General features: G+C 37.6%; 23 protein-coding genes. 16 read left to right on the top strand and 7 right to left on the bottom strand.

Annotated features, from left to right (window positions below):
* Positions 1 to 25: 25 nt before the first annotated feature.
* Positions 26 to 835 (top strand): recombination regulator RecX, encoded by an 810-nt coding sequence (recX, locus tag ACMX9J_RS24980; RefSeq protein WP_416226364.1) that lies wholly within the window; start codon positions 26 to 28, stop codon positions 833 to 835.
* Between the two features lie 108 nt (positions 836 to 943).
* Here recX and ACMX9J_RS24975 read toward each other — a convergent pair whose 3' ends face one another.
* Complete coding sequence (locus ACMX9J_RS24975; protein WP_340926036.1) at positions 944 to 1,597, bottom strand: SDR family NAD(P)-dependent oxidoreductase; 654 nt, start codon at positions 1,595 to 1,597, stop codon at positions 944 to 946.
* An 82-nt stretch (positions 1,598 to 1,679) separates the two neighbouring features.
* Between ACMX9J_RS24975 and ACMX9J_RS24970 the strand changes: the two genes are divergently transcribed.
* Complete coding sequence (locus ACMX9J_RS24970) at positions 1,680 to 1,994, top strand: YfhH family protein (protein ID WP_028412434.1); 315 nt, start codon at positions 1,680 to 1,682, stop codon at positions 1,992 to 1,994.
* Positions 1,995 to 2,078: 84 nt separating this feature from the next.
* Here the strand turns inward: ACMX9J_RS24970 and ACMX9J_RS24965 are convergent, their stop codons facing one another.
* Positions 2,079 to 2,234, bottom strand: a complete 156-nt coding sequence (locus ACMX9J_RS24965; protein ID WP_028412433.1) for a small, acid-soluble spore protein K — start codon at positions 2,232 to 2,234, stop codon at positions 2,079 to 2,081.
* Positions 2,235 to 2,369: 135 nt separating this feature from the next.
* On the opposite strand from ACMX9J_RS24965, the gene ACMX9J_RS24960 reads away from it, so the two are divergent.
* Complete coding sequence (locus tag ACMX9J_RS24960) at positions 2,370 to 2,639, top strand: YfhJ family protein (protein ID WP_028412432.1); 270 nt, start codon at positions 2,370 to 2,372, stop codon at positions 2,637 to 2,639.
* 63 nt (positions 2,640 to 2,702) lie between these two features.
* Here the strand turns inward: ACMX9J_RS24960 and ACMX9J_RS24955 are convergent, their stop codons facing one another.
* Positions 2,703 to 3,683, bottom strand: coding sequence for a metal-dependent hydrolase (locus ACMX9J_RS24955; RefSeq protein WP_074682687.1), 981 nt, complete (start codon positions 3,681 to 3,683; stop codon positions 2,703 to 2,705).
* Between the two features lie 242 nt (positions 3,684 to 3,925).
* On the opposite strand from ACMX9J_RS24955, the gene mutY reads away from it, so the two are divergent.
* Entirely contained in the window at positions 3,926 to 5,020 is a 1,095-nt protein-coding gene (gene mutY / locus ACMX9J_RS24950; RefSeq protein ID WP_028412430.1) for an A/G-specific adenine glycosylase, read from the top strand.
* Positions 5,021 to 5,054: 34 nt separating this feature from the next.
* On the opposite strand, the gene ACMX9J_RS24945 is transcribed toward mutY, so the two are convergent.
* Entirely contained in the window at positions 5,055 to 5,279 is a 225-nt protein-coding gene (locus ACMX9J_RS24945; protein ID WP_014461827.1) for a hypothetical protein, read from the bottom strand.
* 116 nt (positions 5,280 to 5,395) lie between these two features.
* Between ACMX9J_RS24945 and fabL the strand changes: the two genes are divergently transcribed.
* The 5 genes from fabL (at position 5,396) to ACMX9J_RS24920 (ending at position 9,639) form a co-directional block, all read left to right on the top strand.
* Entirely contained in the window at positions 5,396 to 6,145 is a 750-nt protein-coding gene (fabL, locus tag ACMX9J_RS24940) for an enoyl-[acyl-carrier-protein] reductase FabL (protein ID WP_028412429.1), read from the top strand.
* A 97-nt stretch (positions 6,146 to 6,242) separates the two neighbouring features.
* Positions 6,243 to 6,536: a gamma-type small acid-soluble spore protein gene (locus ACMX9J_RS24935; protein ID WP_028412428.1), complete on the top strand. Its 294-nt coding sequence runs from the start codon at positions 6,243 to 6,245 to the stop codon at positions 6,534 to 6,536.
* 189 nt (positions 6,537 to 6,725) lie between these two features.
* On the top strand, positions 6,726 to 6,986 hold the full coding sequence (locus ACMX9J_RS24930) for a YgaB family protein (protein WP_014461824.1): 261 nt from the start codon (positions 6,726 to 6,728) through the stop codon (positions 6,984 to 6,986).
* A gap of 195 nt (positions 6,987 to 7,181) precedes the next feature.
* Entirely contained in the window at positions 7,182 to 7,718 is a 537-nt protein-coding gene (locus tag ACMX9J_RS24925) for a DUF402 domain-containing protein (protein ID WP_013055163.1), read from the top strand.
* Positions 7,719 to 7,887: 169 nt separating this feature from the next.
* On the top strand, positions 7,888 to 9,639 hold the full coding sequence (locus tag ACMX9J_RS24920) for an ABC transporter ATP-binding protein (RefSeq protein ID WP_013081549.1): 1,752 nt from the start codon (positions 7,888 to 7,890) through the stop codon (positions 9,637 to 9,639).
* Between the two features lie 35 nt (positions 9,640 to 9,674).
* Here the strand turns inward: ACMX9J_RS24920 and ACMX9J_RS24915 are convergent, their stop codons facing one another.
* A complete protein-coding gene (locus ACMX9J_RS24915; RefSeq protein ID WP_013081550.1) occupies positions 9,675 to 10,763 on the bottom strand; it encodes an FUSC family protein in 1,089 nt (362 codons plus the stop codon).
* Between the two features lie 327 nt (positions 10,764 to 11,090).
* The gene (locus ACMX9J_RS24910; RefSeq protein WP_028412426.1) at positions 11,091 to 12,389 is read right to left on the bottom strand and encodes a glutamate-1-semialdehyde 2,1-aminomutase; all 1,299 of its coding nucleotides are present in this window, start codon (positions 12,387 to 12,389) and stop codon (positions 11,091 to 11,093) included.
* Positions 12,390 to 12,591: 202 nt separating this feature from the next.
* Here ACMX9J_RS24910 and ACMX9J_RS24905 point away from each other — a divergent pair, with 202 nt between their 5' ends.
* The 6 genes from ACMX9J_RS24905 (at position 12,592) to perR (ending at position 16,898) form a co-directional block, all read left to right on the top strand.
* On the top strand, positions 12,592 to 13,605 hold the full coding sequence (locus ACMX9J_RS24905) for an ABC transporter ATP-binding protein (protein ID WP_047751720.1): 1,014 nt from the start codon (positions 12,592 to 12,594) through the stop codon (positions 13,603 to 13,605).
* Positions 13,598 to 14,389: an ABC transporter permease gene (locus ACMX9J_RS24900; protein ID WP_013055168.1), complete on the top strand. Its 792-nt coding sequence runs from the start codon at positions 13,598 to 13,600 to the stop codon at positions 14,387 to 14,389. Before ACMX9J_RS24905 ends, ACMX9J_RS24900 begins: the two co-directional genes overlap by 8 nt.
* Positions 14,390 to 14,398: 9 nt before the next feature.
* Positions 14,399 to 15,184, top strand: coding sequence for an ABC transporter permease (locus ACMX9J_RS24895; protein WP_013055169.1), 786 nt, complete (start codon positions 14,399 to 14,401; stop codon positions 15,182 to 15,184).
* 92 nt (positions 15,185 to 15,276) lie between these two features.
* Positions 15,277 to 15,669 (top strand): ion channel, encoded by a 393-nt coding sequence (locus ACMX9J_RS24890; protein ID WP_013081554.1) that lies wholly within the window; start codon positions 15,277 to 15,279, stop codon positions 15,667 to 15,669.
* 69 nt (positions 15,670 to 15,738) lie between these two features.
* On the top strand, positions 15,739 to 16,209 hold the full coding sequence (gene bcp / locus ACMX9J_RS24885; RefSeq protein ID WP_028412424.1) for a thioredoxin-dependent thiol peroxidase: 471 nt from the start codon (positions 15,739 to 15,741) through the stop codon (positions 16,207 to 16,209).
* 254 nt (positions 16,210 to 16,463) lie between these two features.
* On the top strand, positions 16,464 to 16,898 hold the full coding sequence (gene perR / locus ACMX9J_RS24880; RefSeq protein WP_013055172.1) for a peroxide-responsive transcriptional repressor PerR: 435 nt from the start codon (positions 16,464 to 16,466) through the stop codon (positions 16,896 to 16,898).
* A gap of 22 nt (positions 16,899 to 16,920) precedes the next feature.
* Here perR and ACMX9J_RS24875 read toward each other — a convergent pair whose 3' ends face one another.
* The gene (locus ACMX9J_RS24875; RefSeq protein ID WP_014461817.1) at positions 16,921 to 17,280 is read right to left on the bottom strand and encodes a YgzB family protein; all 360 of its coding nucleotides are present in this window, start codon (positions 17,278 to 17,280) and stop codon (positions 16,921 to 16,923) included.
* A gap of 222 nt (positions 17,281 to 17,502) precedes the next feature.
* Here ACMX9J_RS24875 and ACMX9J_RS24870 point away from each other — a divergent pair, with 222 nt between their 5' ends.
* The gene (locus ACMX9J_RS24870; protein ID WP_013055174.1) at positions 17,503 to 18,369 is read left to right on the top strand and encodes a nucleotidyltransferase-like protein; all 867 of its coding nucleotides are present in this window, start codon (positions 17,503 to 17,505) and stop codon (positions 18,367 to 18,369) included.
* Positions 18,370 to 18,692: the final 323 nt, after the last annotated feature.

The following is an 18,692-nucleotide window of genomic DNA, read 5'->3' as shown; positions in this document are numbered from 1 at the left end:
AATAAGAAATATGAGGTGAAGGTTAATGCCTGTTGTCACAAAGATCACAACGCAAAAGAATAGCGGTGAACGTTATAATGTGTATTTAGATTATGGTAAAGGTGAAGAGTTTAGCTTTGGTGTTGACGAAAATGTCCTCATCAAATATGACTTAAAAAAAGGTCGTGAGCTTGATGAATTTGAATTAACGGAAATTCAGTACGCAGATGATGAGAAAAAAGCTTATAATTTAGCGATCATTTACTTATCTTATCGAATGCGCTCTGAAAAAGAGGTACACGATTATTTAAAGAAAAAAGAAATTAACTCTACTATTATTCAACAAGTTATTCAGAAACTAGTCAGCCACCGTTATTTAAATGATGAAGAGTTTGCCAAAGCATTTGTGTTAACTCAGATGAACACAACACCAAAAGGACCAAATGTGATTCAAAGAGAATTAAAAGAAAAGGGGATTTCTGATTCCATTATTACCCTTAGTTTATGTGAATACCCTGAAGAACAGCAAATTCAAACTGCTGTAAAATTAATTGAAAAGTTAAAAGGGAAATATAAAAAATTATCTCAAGTAATGATGAAACAAAAAATGGAACAAGCATTGGCAGTGAAGGGCTATTCGTTTTCTGTTATTCAAGAAGCATTTCAGCGAACGGATACAGAAAAAGAAAGCGATGAGGTTTGGGAAGCTCTGCAATATCAAGGAATGAAAGCTCATCGTCGTTTTTCAAAGTATGAAGGCTGGGAATATCAGCAAAAAATGAAGCAGGCTCTTTATAGAAAAGGATTCTCCATTGAACAAATTCAATCATTTCTAGATTCTATTGAAGAGGAATAGAGCGGGGAAAAAAGTATGTTAGTTGAAGGAAGATCCGAACGATGAATCGAGATTCTTGATAGAGAATCCAACTCGTTCGGATTTTTTTATTGTGATGCTTCAATCTTTTTAAAACAAAATATCTTCTGAATCATTCTGCTGTTTATAAATAATCTCAGCGATTTCTGAAGCTGAGCGCAAGCGGCTTTTATCTTTAATGTGGTTGTTGTGATCCCAAAAAGGAGTATTCATGCCTCCCATATAAGCTGCCGTCACATGAAGGTTGGTATCTTGGTACTCCACTTTTAAACTTTCTGTAAATCCCCTTACGCCAAATTTACTTGCCACATAGACGCTTTCATTGGCTTTCCCTCGAAGTCCTGCAGTTGAAATGATATTCATAACTTTAGGTTCAGGTCTCGTCAAGAGATGAGGCATAAGCGCTTGCGTTAAAAAAATAGTTCCTTTTACATTTGTATCGATGATTTCATCGATTGCTTGTTTTGTATAATCTGTCAAAGGACCAAAATGTCCAATGCCTGCGTTGTTGATAAGGATATCTACTGAATGCTGCATCAGCAGTTTTTCTACAGATTTTCCTACCTCTTCATACTGTGTAATATCTACAGACATCGTATATACGTTTTCTCCTAGCTCATGCTGGGCCTCAGTTAATTTCTGTTGATTGCGTCCAGCTAGAATGACGTTGCAGTCTTTTGCGTAAAGTTTTGCGAGTTCTTTTCCAAGACCCGTCGCACCGCCTGTGATTAGCACTGTTTTCATTCCCAAAACTCCCTTTTCATAGTCTCCCTTTAGTTATACCTTTTGTTATAATAAAATGAAAGCAAACAAGGGGGAAAGCAGCATGTCTGAAAAACGTTACAGTGATATGACGACGTATGAACTTCAACAAGAAATTGGGTCTCTTCAAGAAAAAGCACGAAAAGCTGAACAGCTTGGCATGGTCAATGAGTATGCAGTATTAGAAAGAAAAGTAACAATGGCTAGATCGTACTTATTGGATCCTGAAACGTTTCAAGCAGGGGAAGTATATGAAATTCAAGGAGATCCGGGTTCATATTTTAAAATTGATTATATGAACGGAGTTTTTGCATGGGGGTTTAGACTTGGCTCACCGCAAAACGAAGAGGCATTGCCTATTTCCATGTTGAAAAAATAAAGGGACGAACAAGCAGCACGAAGTGTGCTGCTTGTTTGATATCTATATTCGCTTTACTTTTAAACAAATAAGCAAAGCAAGCGGTTATTCTTCGCGCTCATTAGAAGCATGCATACGTTCTTGCGGATGCGTATTGATCGTTCCATTTGCACGTTTTGAAGCGTATTCTGCTTTTGCTCGAGGTTCGCCTTCAAACTTAGTATGATGTTGGTTTGTAAAATCTTTTGCTTTATTGCGCATCGATACCTCTCCTTTTACAACAGAAAGCGTTGCGGTTATGATATAGTACATGAGGGAGTGAATAACTCCGCATTTATAGTGTAAGTTAAAAGTGCAAACATACTCATAAAGAATTTTGGTAATCGAGGTGTTCTTATGAACGATATATTCGAAAGATTAACGAATCAGCTATTAAGCAAAAATAGTTCGCTTTCATACGCTCAAGCCCGTACATGGGTCGAACTTTTCTGGGAAGATTTTGAGTCATCTTACGCAAAAGCAGGATATGATTATAAAGGGAAAGAAGCGACGGAAAAGGTTGTTACGATGTACATCAACAGCTACGGTGACAAACTTCATGAAATCGCGGTTAAAAACCCTAAATATCAGCATTTATTAAATAACGATGACTATTTAAAACATTAAATAAAAACGAACCGTCTTCTCAAGACGGTTCGTTTTTGGGTTTCATATTTGTTCTTGTTATGATTAGTGCGGGAGGTAATCAAGCTTTTTACGCAATTTTTTCTCACTGAAAATCCAACCAGTGTACGAACAAATAATATTTAAATCGTAATCAAGCTGGACCACGGCTACAAATGGATAGTAGTCTTTGCTGCGGTAGCGTAAATCAATAAAGCGCACTTCAATGTGGTCGTTATATTCGTCCAGTTCCCATCTATAAATAGGTGAAAAGGAAAGGAAAGCAGATAAATTTTCATCTTTTTTCGCTACTTCAATTACGGCCGATTCAGGAATTGGAACTTTATCAAACGTATCATAAATAAAAATTTCTTCTCCGATTGCTCTTCCTACATGAAAGTACTTTTCGGTCGTCACGGCTAAGTGCCAGTGAGTGAAACGCAGCGTAGGAGAGATATTGAGCTTGATAACATCAGGAAACTGTTTTCGAAGCTTCTTGGCGATTTGGTGGCGCATATAAAAGCGCAGTCCATAGTAAAACGCCAATAACACATATAGCGTAATGAATGTTGGGCCTGGCTCTGCTCCAATAAACCAGATTAAAATTGCGAGCACGTGGGCTGAGAAAATCACGTAATCAAACGTGTTGATTACGCCAAGCGCAATCCATTTATTTGTGAAAGGCCGTAAAGCCTGCGTGCCATAAGCGTTAAAGATATCAACAAAAACGTGAATAATGACGCCTGCAAAGGTCCACATCCATAGGTGCAGCAAGTTAGCTCCTGGCAGCAGAAGCGAAAGAATGAGCACGATAAGCAAAGGCCATAAAATAACAGCCGGGATAGAATGTGTAATTCCACGGTGATTGCGGATATACTGTGCATTGTTTCGCAGCTTTAAAACAGTGTCTAAATCAGGTGCTAATGACCCGGCCATTACGCCAATCATCACAGCATCCATTGTGGCTGTATTCGCAGATACAGTGGGGTCTAATGTTGCAAGGCCGCCCAGAGCGATTCCCATTGCAATGTGTGTACCAGTATCCAGAGCGAACTCCTCCTTTGTAAGATGATGACGATCTTAGATTATTCTAATTCAGCATGAAAGCTTGATTTAAAGCAAAAAATCTCATTTTATTATTAACGCAGCAAATCGGCTGTTTTTATTCATTATTTGAACAATTCATTTTACTATTCATATTTGTAGTTGTTATAAGGTTATCATAAAGTTACTAAGATTCAAAAAGCAACACATTGTATATGTATAGTTAATACCTCGGAGGCTATGACGTGAAACAAAGTAAAGATATTGTACAAAATTTTGATATTCAAGCATTTCAAAATGACTTAATCTCTTGGTTTGAGCAGGAACAGCGCATTTTACCTTGGCGTCAAGATCAGGACCCTTATAAGGTGTGGGTATCTGAAATTATGCTTCAACAAACGAGAGTAGATACGGTCATTCCTTATTTTAATAATTTTATTAGCAAATTTCCCACTATCAAAGACTTAGCTTATGCGAATGAAGATGATGTGTTAAAAGCGTGGGAAGGATTAGGCTATTATTCTCGTGCCCGTAATTTGCAAACTGCGGTTCGAGAAGTTCACGAACAATACGGGGGAGAAGTTCCAAATACGCCAGCAGAAATCTCCAAACTAAAAGGAGTGGGTCCTTATACAACAGGGGCCATTTTAAGTATTGCATACGGAGTGCCGCAGCCTGCTGTAGATGGAAATGTCATGCGTGTGCTATCGCGCATTTTATCCGTTTGGGATGATATTGCAAAACCGAAAACAAGAAAGTTGTTTGAAGAAATCGTGCATGAAATTATTTCAACAGATAACCCTTCCTATTTCAATCAAGGTATGATGGAACTTGGTGCCATTGTCTGTACACCAACTTCTCCTTCCTGTTTGTTATGTCCAGTTCGCGAACACTGCCGCGCTTTTGAAGAAGGAGTGCAGAATGAGCTTCCCGTTAAATCAAAGAAAAAAGCGCCGCGTGCTCTTCAGCTTGCTGCAGCGGTGATTAAAGACGGTGAAGGAAATTATCTAATTCATAAGCGTCCAAGCAAAGGACTTTTAGCTAATCTATGGGAATTTCCAAATATAGAAGTAGATCTTAGTATAGCGCCAGATCATCAGCAGCTTCAGGCGTTTATTCAAAATGAGTACGGAGCTGATATTAAAATCCATGCGCCTTTTACCACAATTCAGCACGTGTTTTCTCATATCGTCTGGAACATCACAGTATATGAAGCAGAGCTTGCAAGTGATATCAGTGCATTAAAAAATTTGAAAGTAGTTTCTGAAAAAGACTTAGAACAATATGCATTTCCGGTTTCCCATCAAAAAATCTTAAAAGAATATTTGCTTGTTAAATAAAAGAAGCGTGGATAAACTCCGCGCTTCTTTTTATTTAATCATATGATACGTGCGTGCCGTGTGTATAATCTGCTTCGTGGCGCTGTAACCCGCCTCGTGCTTCAATTTCTTTAATAATTTGCTGATGAATACTTTGTCCTTCAGCATTTAAATACGGCGTCATTTGCTGTAAAGAGTGATGGAAAAACGCAAGCTCGCTGTCTTTCCACTCGCTTTTAGAAATCATTGAAAGAGCCGTCATGTCTCGACCTACATACATTCTATTCACCTCGTTCATTTCATCAAGTTTTATCTATTTTCCCTATATTACTTGTTTCTTATGCGATAAAATCAGTACAATGTAAAGATAATATGATACATAAGGGAGATGACATCATGTCACAAAAGGTAGCACTAGTTACGGGAAGCAGCAGAGGTATTGGTAAAGAGATTGCTTTACGTCTTGCTAAAGAAGGATACGATATTGTATTAAACTATGCACGAAGCAAAAGTGCAGCGCAGGAAGTAGCGGAAGAAATCAAAGCATTAGGCAGAGAAGCATTAGTTGTTAAAGCAAACGTAGGAAAAGTAGAAAAAATTAAAGAAATGTTTGAGCAAATTGATGACGCATTCGGTCGCTTAGACGTATTTGTAAGTAATGCAGCTTCAGGAGTTTTACGTCCTATTATGGAATTAGAAGAAACTCACTGGAATTGGACAATGGACATCAATAGCAAAGGATATTTATTCTGTGCACAAGAAGCGGCTAAACGTATGGAAAAAGTAGGCGGAGGAAAGATTGTTACCATCAGTTCGCTCGGTTCTATTCGCTATTTGGAAAATTATACAACAGTAGGCGTGTCAAAAGCTGCTGTAGAAGCATTGACCCGCTATTTAGCAGTGGAGCTTGCTCCAAAAAATATTGTGGTAAATGCTGTATCTGGAGGTGCTGTGGATACAGAAGCATTAAAGCACTTCCCAAATCGTGATGAACTGTTAGATGATGCGCGCAAACATACTCCAGCTGGTCGTATGGTGGAGCCAAAAGACATGGTAGATGCAGTGATGTTCTTAGTCTCCGATCAAGCAAATATGATTTGCGGTCAAACGCTTATTATTGACGGAGGGCGTTCACTTTTAATGTAAGGTAAATGTATTTTGTGCTTGCGCCTTAAAATACTGAAAAAAGTTTGCATACCCTATTTACCTCCCGGGCATATTAATTTTCGTGGAGGTGATTACAATGGCAAAACAAACTAACAAAACAGCATCTGGTACAAGCACACAACACGTGAAAAACCAAAATGCTCAAGCATCTAAAAACAACTTCGGTACTGAATTTGGTAGCGAAACAAATGTACAAGAAGTGAAGCAACAAAATGCACAAGCAGCGGCAAACAAAAGCCAAAATGCTCAAGCATCTAAAAACAACTTCGGTACTGAATTTGCTAGCGAAACAAGTGCTCAAGAAGTGAGACAACAAAACGCACAAGCTGAAGCAAAGAAAAACCAAAACGCTGGTAAATACCAAGGTTAATATCAAAAGCGAACTTAACGTCTTTCAAACGGCGATGTTAAGTTCGCTTTTTCTTATATAAAAAGCAACAAAGTATGACAAAACTTCTTGAAACTTTACACAACTCGTCAAAGGAATCTGTCTCACCTAAACAGAATGTTAACAGAAGTGCCGCGTGTATGGTTAAAGCAAATAGGGAGGAGCTATCGTATGAAAAAATTTGATCAGCTAGTGACTCAACAATTGGAGACCATGGATCAACTTCTGTTTTTGCAGTCTGAGATTGAGCGCTGTCAGGAAATCGAAGGTGAACTAGTAAAACTTCATGAAGAAGCAAAACTTCATTCTGTGCAAGATGAAATTAGTGAAATGAAGCTAAAACTAAAAGAGATTCAATTGACGTTTGAAGCACAAACCGAAGACATTATTCGTACATATAAAAGTGAAGGGGCTTGCTCTACACTTGCTTAATGAACATTGATGTGTCACTTCCTCTCTTTTTTAAGGCTGCTAAGCAAAGGAAAAGTAGGGGGAGTGACTTTTTTGAACTCAAGAAGGTTAGCACATTTGTGTTAAAATGAGAGAGAAACCGTTATAATAAACATAAGACAAATGGAGACGTTATATGAATTTTTTTAAGTGCTAAAATGAAAGTAGGTATTGGAGATGGGAATTCCGGTGGAAGGAGAAACAATTCAAATACACAGCTACAAGCATAATGGACATATTCATCGCGTGTGGGATCGGACAACCGTATTAAAAGCAACCAATAACTTAGTGATTGGAGGAAATGATCGTACAGTCGTTACAGAATCAGATGGACGAACATGGGTCACAAGAGAGCCAGCAATTTGTTATTTTCATGCTCAGCAGTGGTTTAACGTCATTGGGATGATCCGTGAAGATGGAATTTATTATTACTGCAATATCAGTTCGCCGTTCATTTATGATGACAATGAAGCGCTCAAATATATTGATTATGATTTAGATATTAAAGTCTATCCAGATATGACATACACCCTTCTTGATGAAGATGAATATGAGAAGCATCGAAAAGAAATGAATTATCCAGAAGTGATTGACCGTATTTTACATAATCACGTCGAGGAGTTAAAAGGTTGGATTCGACAGCGAAAAGGCCCGTTTGCTCCAGATTTCATTGACATTTGGTATGAACGTTTTTTAACATATCGGCATTCTTGATGAATGAGCTAGAGAACATTATGTTAGGCCGTCTAAAGCTGACTGTTTGATATAATGTTCTTTTTGGCGTTATGGTCGCCATCTTTTAGAAGAGATAAAAGCACTAAAAAATCGACGCGTGTACATATACTAAGGAAGCTTGCCCTCATAGATAGAAAGGGGAGATTTTATGGGAAGTATAAGACGCTACATGAAGTTTGTACAGCCATACAAATGGCAAATTGTCGGCACTGTCTTAATTGGTATTATTAAATTTGCTATTCCTTTATTAATTCCGCTGCTTTTGAAATATGTTTTGGACGATATCGTAAATGGACATGGCATGTCTTCCTCTGAAAAAGTTCATAAAATGGTGACGATTATGGGGATTTCGTTTGTTATATTTTTAGTGTTAAGACCTCCCATTGAATATTACAGGCAGTATTATGCTCAGTGGGTATCGAGCAAAGTATTATATGATATTCGGGATCAGCTGTTTAGCCATATTCAAAAGCTTAGCTTGCGTTACTATGCAAACACGCGAGCGGGTGAAGTGATTTCACGAGTCATTAATGATGTAGAGCAAACAAAAAACTTTGTTATCACAGGCTTAATGAACGTATGGCTTGATATGATGACGATTGTAATAGCCATTGTGATTATGTTTACGATGAATGTACCTTTAACACTGGTATCGATTATTTTGCTGCCCGTTTATGCGTTCTCTGTAAAATATTTTTACAGTCGTCTGCGCCATTTAACGCGAGTCCGTTCGCAGGCTTTAGCGGAAGTACAGGGTCACTTGCATGAAAGGGTTCAAGGAATCTCTGTTATTCGCAGCTTTGCTATTGAGCCTCATGAGCAGAAACAATTTGATAAGCAAAATTCAAATTTTCTACAAAAAGCAATCAATCATACGAATTGGAATGCCAAAACATTTGCAGTAGTGAACACCATTACCGATTTGGCACCTTTAATCGTGATTACATTTGCTGGATATCAAGTCATCACAGAAAGTCTTAGCGTAGGAACGATGGTAGCATTTGTGGCCTATATTGACCGCTTGTATAATCCGCTTCGCCGCTTGGTCAATTCATCGACTACGCTCACGCAGTCTGTTGCATCTATGGACCGGGTGTTTGAGTTCATTGATGAAGAATACGATATTACAGACAAGAAAGATGCAAAAGAATGTACTGAGCTTCATGGAAAGGTGCAGTTTGAGCACGTTTCATTTGCTTATGAAGAAGAAGAAAAACCTGTGATTCATGATATTAATTTAGATGTAGAAAAAGGAAAATCCGTTGCGTTTGTTGGAATGAGCGGAGGAGGGAAATCCACGCTTATCAGCTTAATTCCGCGCTTTTATGATGTGACAGAGGGGAAAATTCTCATTGATGACATTGATATCAAAACCTATAAAGTACGCAGCCTGCGAGATAAGATTGGAATCGTCCTGCAGGATACGGTGTTGTTTAGTGACACGGTTAAAAACAATATACTGCTTGGAAAGCCAGGAGCGACAGATGAAGAAGTAATTGCTGCGGCAAAAGCCGCAAATGCCCACGATTTTATTATGAATTTGCCCGAAGGATATGATACAAAAGTGGGAGAGCGGGGAATGAAGCTATCAGGGGGACAAAAGCAGCGTATTTCCATTTCGCGCGTATTTTTAAAAAATCCAGCTATTCTTATTTTTGATGAAGCCACTTCAGCTCTAGATTTGGAAAGTGAGCACTATATTCAAGAAGCATTAGCTGAACTAGCAAAAGACCGTACGACTTTCATTGTAGCCCATCGTTTATCTACAATTACTCATGTTGATGAAATTGTACTTTTAGAAAATGGAAGAGTAGTCGAACGAGGTTCTCATGAGGAGTTAATTAAGAAAAAAGGTCATTACTATCAGCTCTTTAACGTTCAGCAGCTTGATACAATTTAAAAACACCACCTATTGTCTAACAATAGGTGGTGTTTTTAATCTTCTTGTCGCTGATGATTAATATCAAATGAGTTAGCATCTTTGTGATAGTTTTGGAACGTATCAATCAGCTTATCAAGATGCTCTAACTCTTCACTATACTCAATGATGACAGAAATTAAAGGGAAGATATGATAAATAACCTTATTCTCTTCATCATTATCGTATATTTTGTACTGCATAAATTTATCGATTAAAGCTCGTTTTCCAACGCAGGCTTCGTTTGGTACAGTAGTGGTTGGCTGTACGCGTAATTTCCCAATGAATTTTAATAATACTTGCTCATGATACATTAACAGGCACTCAACTTCAGATTTGATTAAATCTTGAAATTGCTGTGGCATGACTTGAAGATCATTTTCCACTCGGTGAAGTAGTTTCAAGGTTGTAAGAGCTCGTGTTGTTACGGTAATCATTTGACGAAATAAAACGAGCTTGCGTGACTTAACAAAACGTTTTTTGGTTGAATAAGTGCGTTCTTCTTTGTAAAAATCAAAGATTTGATTCATTTTAGCCACATTGTCTTTCATTTTTTCAATGTCTTCTTTTAACAATGTGTGCTCAGATGCGTGATAAAGATTCATGCGAATCCATTTAATAATTTCTTCCGTTGTGCTTACAATTTTATAATACAATCTTGTTTCATACTTTGGCGGAATAAAAATAAGATTGACAATAAATGCTGAGAATACCCCAAGTAACACTGTACCAAAGCGTATAAGTGCATATTCAACGAAATTATCTCCTGGATTTTCCATGATTGCAATTACTGTCACAAGCGCAAGCCCAATTGTATTATTAATACGTAATTTTAAGTTGACTGCAATGACAACAACAGCGGTAAAACCAATAATGATGGGATGGGTACCAAAAATAAGTCCAAAACAAACTGCAGAAGCAGCTCCAATCACATTCGCCTGTATTTGCTCCAATATCGTTAAATAAGATCTGTAAATAGACGGTTGAATTGCAAAAACTGCCGCAATTGCCGCAAATATTGGAGATGGTAAACTTAGAAATTCACCTAATAACAATGAAAGTGTAATGGCAATTCCCGTTTTTAAGATGCGGGCACCAAGTTTCATGTGCGTTCGTAGTTCCTTTCTGTAAAAAAGTTTTTTCGTTATGAAGAATGTTCCCCAAAACAAATGATAAATTGCAAAAATCAATCCTTCTTTATTACATAACCTGTTGGAAATAATATAAACAATAACATACTATACAAGGTTTAAGAATGGATATCAAGAGAAAACAAGCAGAAAAATAAGGGTATTTCTCGGGATTTTTCGACAGGATGACAAAAAGGAGATGACGCGTAAGAAATGGTTATGAAAGGTGGGAATGTTCTATAAGGAAACCCAAAGGCAAGATAAAAAAGCACTCATTTTCAAACGAGTGCTTTAGAGTAAAAATTAGCGTTCTTCACTTAACTGTTTAAATGCTTTTTCTACAGCTTCTAAAGTGTCGGTAATATCTTTTTCTGTATGAGCTGTAGTAAGGAACCATGCTTCATATTTCGAAGGAGCTAAGTTGACGCCTTGGTGGAGCATTAGTTTAAAGAAGCGTGCGAATAATTCGCCGTCTGTATTTTCTGCTTGTTCATAGTTTTTAACCGTTTCTGTTGTAAAGTAGAGAGTAAGAGCGCCTTTTAATCGATTGATCGTAATAGGCATGTTATATGTACGAGCATGTTTTAAAATACCTTCTTCGAGCATCGCCCCTAGCTTATCTAGCTGTTCATAAACACCTTCTTGCTTTAGTACTTCCAGGCAAGCAATCCCAGAAAGAATAGACGCTGGGTTTCCTGCCATTGTACCTGCTTGATAAGCCGGTCCAAGCGGCGCCACTTTTTCCATGATTTCTTTTTTACCGCCGTAGGCTCCGATTGGAAGACCTCCGCCGATGATTTTTCCAAATGCAGTCAGATCAGGTTTTACACCAAGTAAATCTTGAGCTCCGCCGTACATAAAGCGAAATGCTGTAATCACTTCATCATAAATAACAAGTGCTCCAGCTTCGTGAGTTAATTCGTTAACTTGTTCTAAAAAGCCAGGTTCTGGCTCAACAATTCCGAAGTTTCCAACGATTGGTTCTACTAAAACAGCTGCAATTTGATCGCCCCATTTTTCTAATGCTTCCTTGTAAGGCTCAATATCGTTAAAAGGAACTGTGATGACTTCATTAGCGATACTTTTTGGTACACCTGCAGAGTCAGGAGTTCCGAGCGTAGAAGGGCCAGATCCAGCTGCTACCAATACAAGGTCGGAATGGCCGTGATAGCAACCTGCAAATTTAATGATTTTATCGCGTCCAGTATAAGCGCGTGCTACACGGATTGTTGTCATAACTGCTTCTGTTCCAGAGTTGACGAAGCGCACTTTATCTAATGCGGGCATCGCTTCTTTGAGCATTTTAGCAAATGTGACTTCATGAGCAGTTGGCGTACCGTAAAGAACACCAGTTTCAGCTGCTTTTGTAATAGCTTTCGTGATATGAGGATGAGCGTGTCCTGTAATAATAGGGCCGTAAGCTGCTAAATAGTCAATATATTTATTTCCATCGACGTCCCAGAAATAAGCTCCGCTTGCCTTTTCCATTGCAACAGGCGCTCCGCCTCCTACGGCTTTATATGAACGTGAAGGGCTGTTAACGCCGCCTACAATATGTTCGAGCGCTTCAGCGTGTAATTGTTCTGATTTTGTAAATTGCATGTTATGCCTCCTAATGAAAAGTTCAACTTCTTTATTCTATCAAACTTATTTGTTTCTTGAAAAACATTCGAGAACGTGTATGATAGAAATTTGTGAGCTAACTGCTAGAAAATAGTTCCTCATCTCGCAGAGGAGTTGCTAGCAAGGGCGCCGGAAACAATAAAAGAAACCACTAATACGTCGACGTAACGGAGGGAATACAATGAAAAATGCTATTGAGGTGAATCAACTTCGGAAAGAATTTAAAGCCTATTCTAGCCGCTCTGGCCTTAAAGGGGCATTCCGGGACTTATTTACCCGTAATTATAGAGTTATGAAAGCTGTGAACGATATTTCGTTTACCGTAAAACAAGGGGAAATGGTAGGTTATATAGGAGAAAACGGAGCGGGGAAATCGACCACAATCAAAATGCTGACAGGAATCTTAACTCCTACTTCAGGGGAGATTACCGTAAATGGAATGAACCCTCATAAAGAAAGGGAGAAGTTTGCCCAAACGATTGGAGTTGTTTTTGGTCAACGCTCTCAGCTGTGGTGGGATATTGCCGTACAAGAATCTTTTCGCTTGTTAAAAAAAGTATACAAAGTGTCAGATGAAGATTATAACGCTCATATGGAACATGTTATTCAAACGTTAGATATTGGACCGCTGCTAGATAAGCCGGTGCGAAAGCTTTCTCTAGGTCAAAGAATGCGCTGTGAGCTGGCTGCTGCTCTTATTCATAATCCGCCGCTTCTATTTTTAGATGAACCGACGATCGGTTTAGATGTGCTGGTTAAATTAAAAATCCGCCAATTTTTAAAAGAAATTAATGAAAAATATAATACGACGATTTTGCTTACGACACATGATTTAGCAGATATTGAAGCTTTATGTGAACGCGTTGTAATGCTCGATGAAGGCAGTATTATTTATGACGGATCACTGCAAAAGCTGCGTTCGAATTGGGGAGACCTTAAACAAGTCACGTTTGAATTTGGAACCGCGCCAAATAAAGAGCAGTTGAAGCTATTGACGCAAGGGATGCCTGTTAACTGGATTGAAGGTGATCAAAAATATTTGTGGACAGCGCAGCTTCAAAATAAAGGAGACTTAATGTCACAGCTGATTGCTAAAGTGGTGGCAAAGCACGAAATCAGTGATATTAACATTGAAGAAATTTCAACGGAAGAAATCATCCGCAACATTTATGAAGAAGGTGTTGTGAATGGATAAATATATAGAGATGATACGCATTCGCTTTTTAATGATGCTGGCGTATCGGACGAATTATTACAGCGGAATATTGATTTATGCGATTAATATTGGTGCTTACTACTTTTTATGGTCCGCTATTTATGGAGGAAAAGAGAATATTCAAGGGTTATCCATTACCCAAATGACAACGTATGTAGCCGTTTCATGGATGGCAAGAGCCTTTTATTTTAATAACATTGACCGTGAAATGGCAATGGAAATTAAAGATGGCAAGGTGGCAGTAGAGTTAATTAAGCCTTATAGCTACCTTGGTATGAAAACAATGCAAGGACTGGGAGAAGGGATTTTTCGGCTGCTGTTTTTCTCAGTGCCCGGTATGATTATTGTCGCGTTTTTATTTCCAGTACAGTTTTCAGCCAATGCCGCAACATGGCTTTATTTTGGACTGTCTTTAATTTTTAGTTTCATTATTAATACACAAATTAATTTATTAACGGGTATTACGACTTTTTTTCTCTTTAACAATGACGGACTCATTCGAGCGAAGCGCGTTGTTATTGATTTGTTTTCAGGACTTCTTCTGCCCATCAGTTTCTATCCTTTATGGGCGCAACATATTATGAGCTATTTCCCTTTTCAGGCCATTAGTTATATTCCGAGCATGATTTTCACAAATGGATTTAAAGGGCAGGAAGTAATAAATGCTCTTATTACACAAGCAGTTTGGTCAGGGCTTCTATTTATTCCTATTGCGTGTTTGTGGAACATAGCGAAGAAAAAAATGGTTATTCAAGGAGGGTAGTCTATGAAAATGTTTTATTTTTCGATTTTCTTTCAGTACATTAGTCAATATATGAAAACAAGGCTTCAGTATCGCACCGATATGGTAGTTGAAATCATTTCAGACTTATTGTTTCAAACAGTTAATTTGATTTTTATTTTAGTTGTATTTGGCCATACTCAGTCGCTGCACGGATGGTCACGAGAGGAAATTATCTTTATTTATGGTTTCTTTTTGGTCCCTTTTGCTATTTTTTCGTCTTTCTTTAACATTTGGGATTTCAACGAGCGCTACATTGTCAAAGGTGAAATGGACCGAATTTTAACGCGGCCGATTCACAGTTTGTTTCAAGTTATTTTAGAGCGGATGGAACTGGAATCATTGTTTGGTGGTATCACAGGGATTGCCGTAATGGCTTACGCTGCGTCTTCTTTACACCTTCATTTCCAGTGGTATGATGTTTTTATTTTTCTATTGTTTATTTTAGGAGGAGCGCTTGTATACGCAGGAATTTTCATCGCCTTAGCAAGCATAGGCTTCTGGTCGGATGCCAGAACCTCTATTATGCCTACTATTTATAATATTGGAAACTACGGAAGGTATCCTGTAGATATTTATAACAATGTCATCCGATATGTTTTAACGTGGATTCTTCCTTTTGCATTTGTAGGCGTATATCCAGCTGCTTATTTCTTAGGAAGGTCAGAATGGTACGGATATGCATTTTTAACCCCGGTGATGGGAATCGTCTTTTTTGTAATCTCTATTTTCTTATGGAATACAGGTGTCAAAAAATACAGAGGAGCAGGCAATTAAATGCCTGCTCTTTTTCGTGGCTTCTGAGTAGTAATGAATGGACAAGGATGCGCGTATAGTGGTAGTAGAGTATAAATTAAAGGAGTAGAATGATGGTTATTTTTCTAATCCTCGTTATCATTGTTTTTGTAATCGGTAGTATGAAGTTTCTTTTTGAAAAAGAACTTGGAGAATTTCATTTTTTCTCAATTGGTCATTTCTTTGTCTTGTTTTATTCATATATCACAGTTTTATTGGGGTTTAGCCTTATTTATACAGTGTGTGAGATGGGAAGTATTCCAGTGTTAAGCGGAGGGTTTGAACATGAAGGTCATTACTTTTATACGCTGTTTAACAGCATGTATTTCAGCGCAGCGACGTTATTTTCAGTAGGATACGGAGATATGTATCCGGTTGGAATTGGGAAATTATTTGCAACTTTTGAAGCGTTTATCGGCTACATTATGCCTGCAATCTTTGTGATGCGAACTGTTACCCGCACTTAAACTTGTCATCTTATCTAATATTGGGTACGCTATTCAAAGAAAATGAAAAGCGTAAAGGAGCAGATAAATATGACAGCTGTAGTTGGAGAAAAAGCACCCGATTTTGTATTAATGTCTACAAATGGAGAGCAAGTATCACTCGCTTCGATGAAAGGAAAAAACGTTGTGCTGTATTTTTATCCGAAAGATATGACGCCAGGCTGTACAACGGAAGCTTGTGATTTCAGAGATCAGCATGAAAATTTTGAAGAGCTAGATGCGGTGATTCTAGGAGTGAGCCCCGATCCAATCGACAAACACCATAAGTTTATTGATAAGCACGGTCTTCCATTCTTGCTTTTAGCTGACGAAGATCACAGCGTAGCTGAAGAGTATGGAGTATGGAAACTGAAAAAAAACTTTGGAAAAGAATATATGGGCATTGAACGCTCCACTTTTATCATTGATAAAGAAGGAACGCTCGTAAAAGAGTATCGCAAGGTTCGAGTAAAAGGGCATGTGGAAGAAGCTTTATCATTTATTAAAGAAAAAATGGCATAAAAACAGGCAGATAACTAGAGCAGTTTTAGTCTTTGAACATACAATATCAGTGTAGGGCATACCTCCTCAGATGTTAATATATTTAAAAGTGTGGATTGATTTCCACACTTCTTTTTTTGCATAACATATATGAATAATTTCTACTTATTACATAAAATAGGAATAGGCATCAAGTTGACAAAACGTGGGTAAAACATGTAGACTAATTATAAGAATTATAAAGTAATAATACTTATAGAAGAGGGGTGCATGACGTGTCAAATCATTTACAAGAAGCCCTTGAAACGTTAAAAGGTACTGGCGTTCGTATTACACCACAACGTCATGCTATTTTAGAGTATTTAATCAATTCTATGACACACCCAACAGCAGATGATATTTATAAAGCGCTGGAAGGTAAGTTTCCAAATATGAGTGTAGCAACCGTTTACAATAATTTAAGAGTATTTCGCGAAGTAGGTATTGTAAAGGAACTAACATACGGTGATGCATCAAGCCGGTTTGATTATGTTACAACAGAGCATTACCATGTGATTTGCGAAAGCTGCGGAAAAATTGTGGATTTTCATTATCCTGGTTTAGACGAAGTAGAAAAGCTGGCTGCTCATATTACTGACTTTGATATTAGTCACCACCGAATGGAAATTTACGGAACGTGTCCTGATTGTACGGCTAAAAAAGCGCATTAATAAGCTGATAGTAGTGATACTATCAGCTTTCTTTTTGTTTTTTTCTATTATACTTTTCATCGAATTGTTTTCCTTCAAGAGACCGGTCAAGCGTAAGCGGCTCGTTGCAATACATACACATATCTACGCGCCCTAGCATTTTGGTTTGCTTTTGACATGTAGGGCAGGTTACTTGAACTGCTTTTGTAGAAAGCATGCCAATCCAGAAATAAACGCCGGTACTAGCTACGATGCACAGTAAACCTAAAAGCATAAAAATAGTCATTAGCCAGACTGAAGACCGAAAGAAAATTCCCCCATACATAACAATGAAACCAACAAAGATCAGGCTGAGTGCAAACGTGCGAATCTTGTTAATTTTATTTGAATACTTTATCCCCATCAGTATCCCCCCTATTACCAATATATCATAGAGTGAGACAGTGAATAGTAATAAAAATTGAATCTTCGGAAAATTATCCGTAGTTTTTGAGCTTTCTGAATGATTTCCATAATTCTGAGTGGGATATCCGTTATACATCGTATATAATAAAAAAAGAAATCTTAGTCCATAGCCTTTAAAATTTTGAAAAATATTTGTCTATTACAGTTAGGAGAGCTCAAAATGGAAGATGTTTTACGGCCAATATATCAAGAAAGAGCTAGCAATAAAGACACACTCGGTATTTTACTGATTGAAAAAAAGAAATCAGAATCTCCAGTGACGGATAATTTGGATGCTATCTTATTTATTGTGACCAAAACCACAGAAACTTCTCTTTTTATTAAACAATACGAATATGAAAATGAGCGTGCTGCACTTTATATGGCTTCTGAACAGCAAATGAGTGAATGGATTATGAATGGGACGAACCGCCGTATTATTGATTGGATCTTAAATGGTAAAGTGCTATTTGATCGAAACGAATATATGGAAAACTTAAAGAAACGCTTAATTGATTTCCCTAGAGAAGATCGGACAAAGAGAATAGGTGTCGAGTTTGCTAAGTTGATTCGCCGATTTAAAGAAGGAAAAGACTTTTATGCGTCTAATCATTATTTAGATGCATTCAATCATGTCATTCATGCTCTTCATCATTTAGCACGACTGTCTGTGTTGGAAAATGGATTTCACCCAGAAGTGACAGTGTGGAACCAAGTGAAAAAAATAGAACCTGAAATTCATCGTCTTTACGAAGAGCTAATTATTAGCCAAGAAGAGGTTAGCAAGCGTTTGGAGCTGCTTTTCTTAGCAAGTGAATTTCTAGTCAATAAAAAAACTGAATTGGGTGCGAAGCATCTTGTTCATATTATGAAAAGTGAAAAGCAGGAATGGACGTTTAATGAACTTGTTCATCATCCCGAAATACGCCCTTATGCTATTGACTTAGGAATACTCCTTGAGTTTTTAATTGAAAAAGATATCATTATGGTAAAAAAAGTAGAAACCAAAGGAAAGAGTTTGTACCATAGACACTATGTGGCGAAATGATAGAGAGAGAAAGGGTATCTGATACGGTATGGTTATGACGTATAGATGCCCTGACACATGATTTTATAGTCTGGATAAAAGGTTTTTCTAAAAAAACACGATTTATTTTAAAAAATCTATTGACGCTTTAAAATATCCGTGGTAAATTTATATACGTCGCTGATGAGCGATACTAAATTTATCAAAAACTTGAAAAAACTTCTTAAAAAAGTTGTTGACAAGAAAGAGATAAACTGGTAAGATTAAAAAGTCGCTTAAGAGCGGCGGTTGAACTTTGAAAACTGAACAAAGCGACAAACGTCAACGTTAATTTTTATTTTTTA

Source organism: Priestia sp. RMT2NF4, from assembly GCF_047872835.1.
Taxonomy (GTDB): domain Bacteria; phylum Bacillota; class Bacilli; order Bacillales; family Bacillaceae_H; genus Priestia; species Priestia zanthoxyli.
Note: the sequence above shows the minus strand (reverse complement) of the source record. Positions and strands in the feature narration are given on the sequence as shown.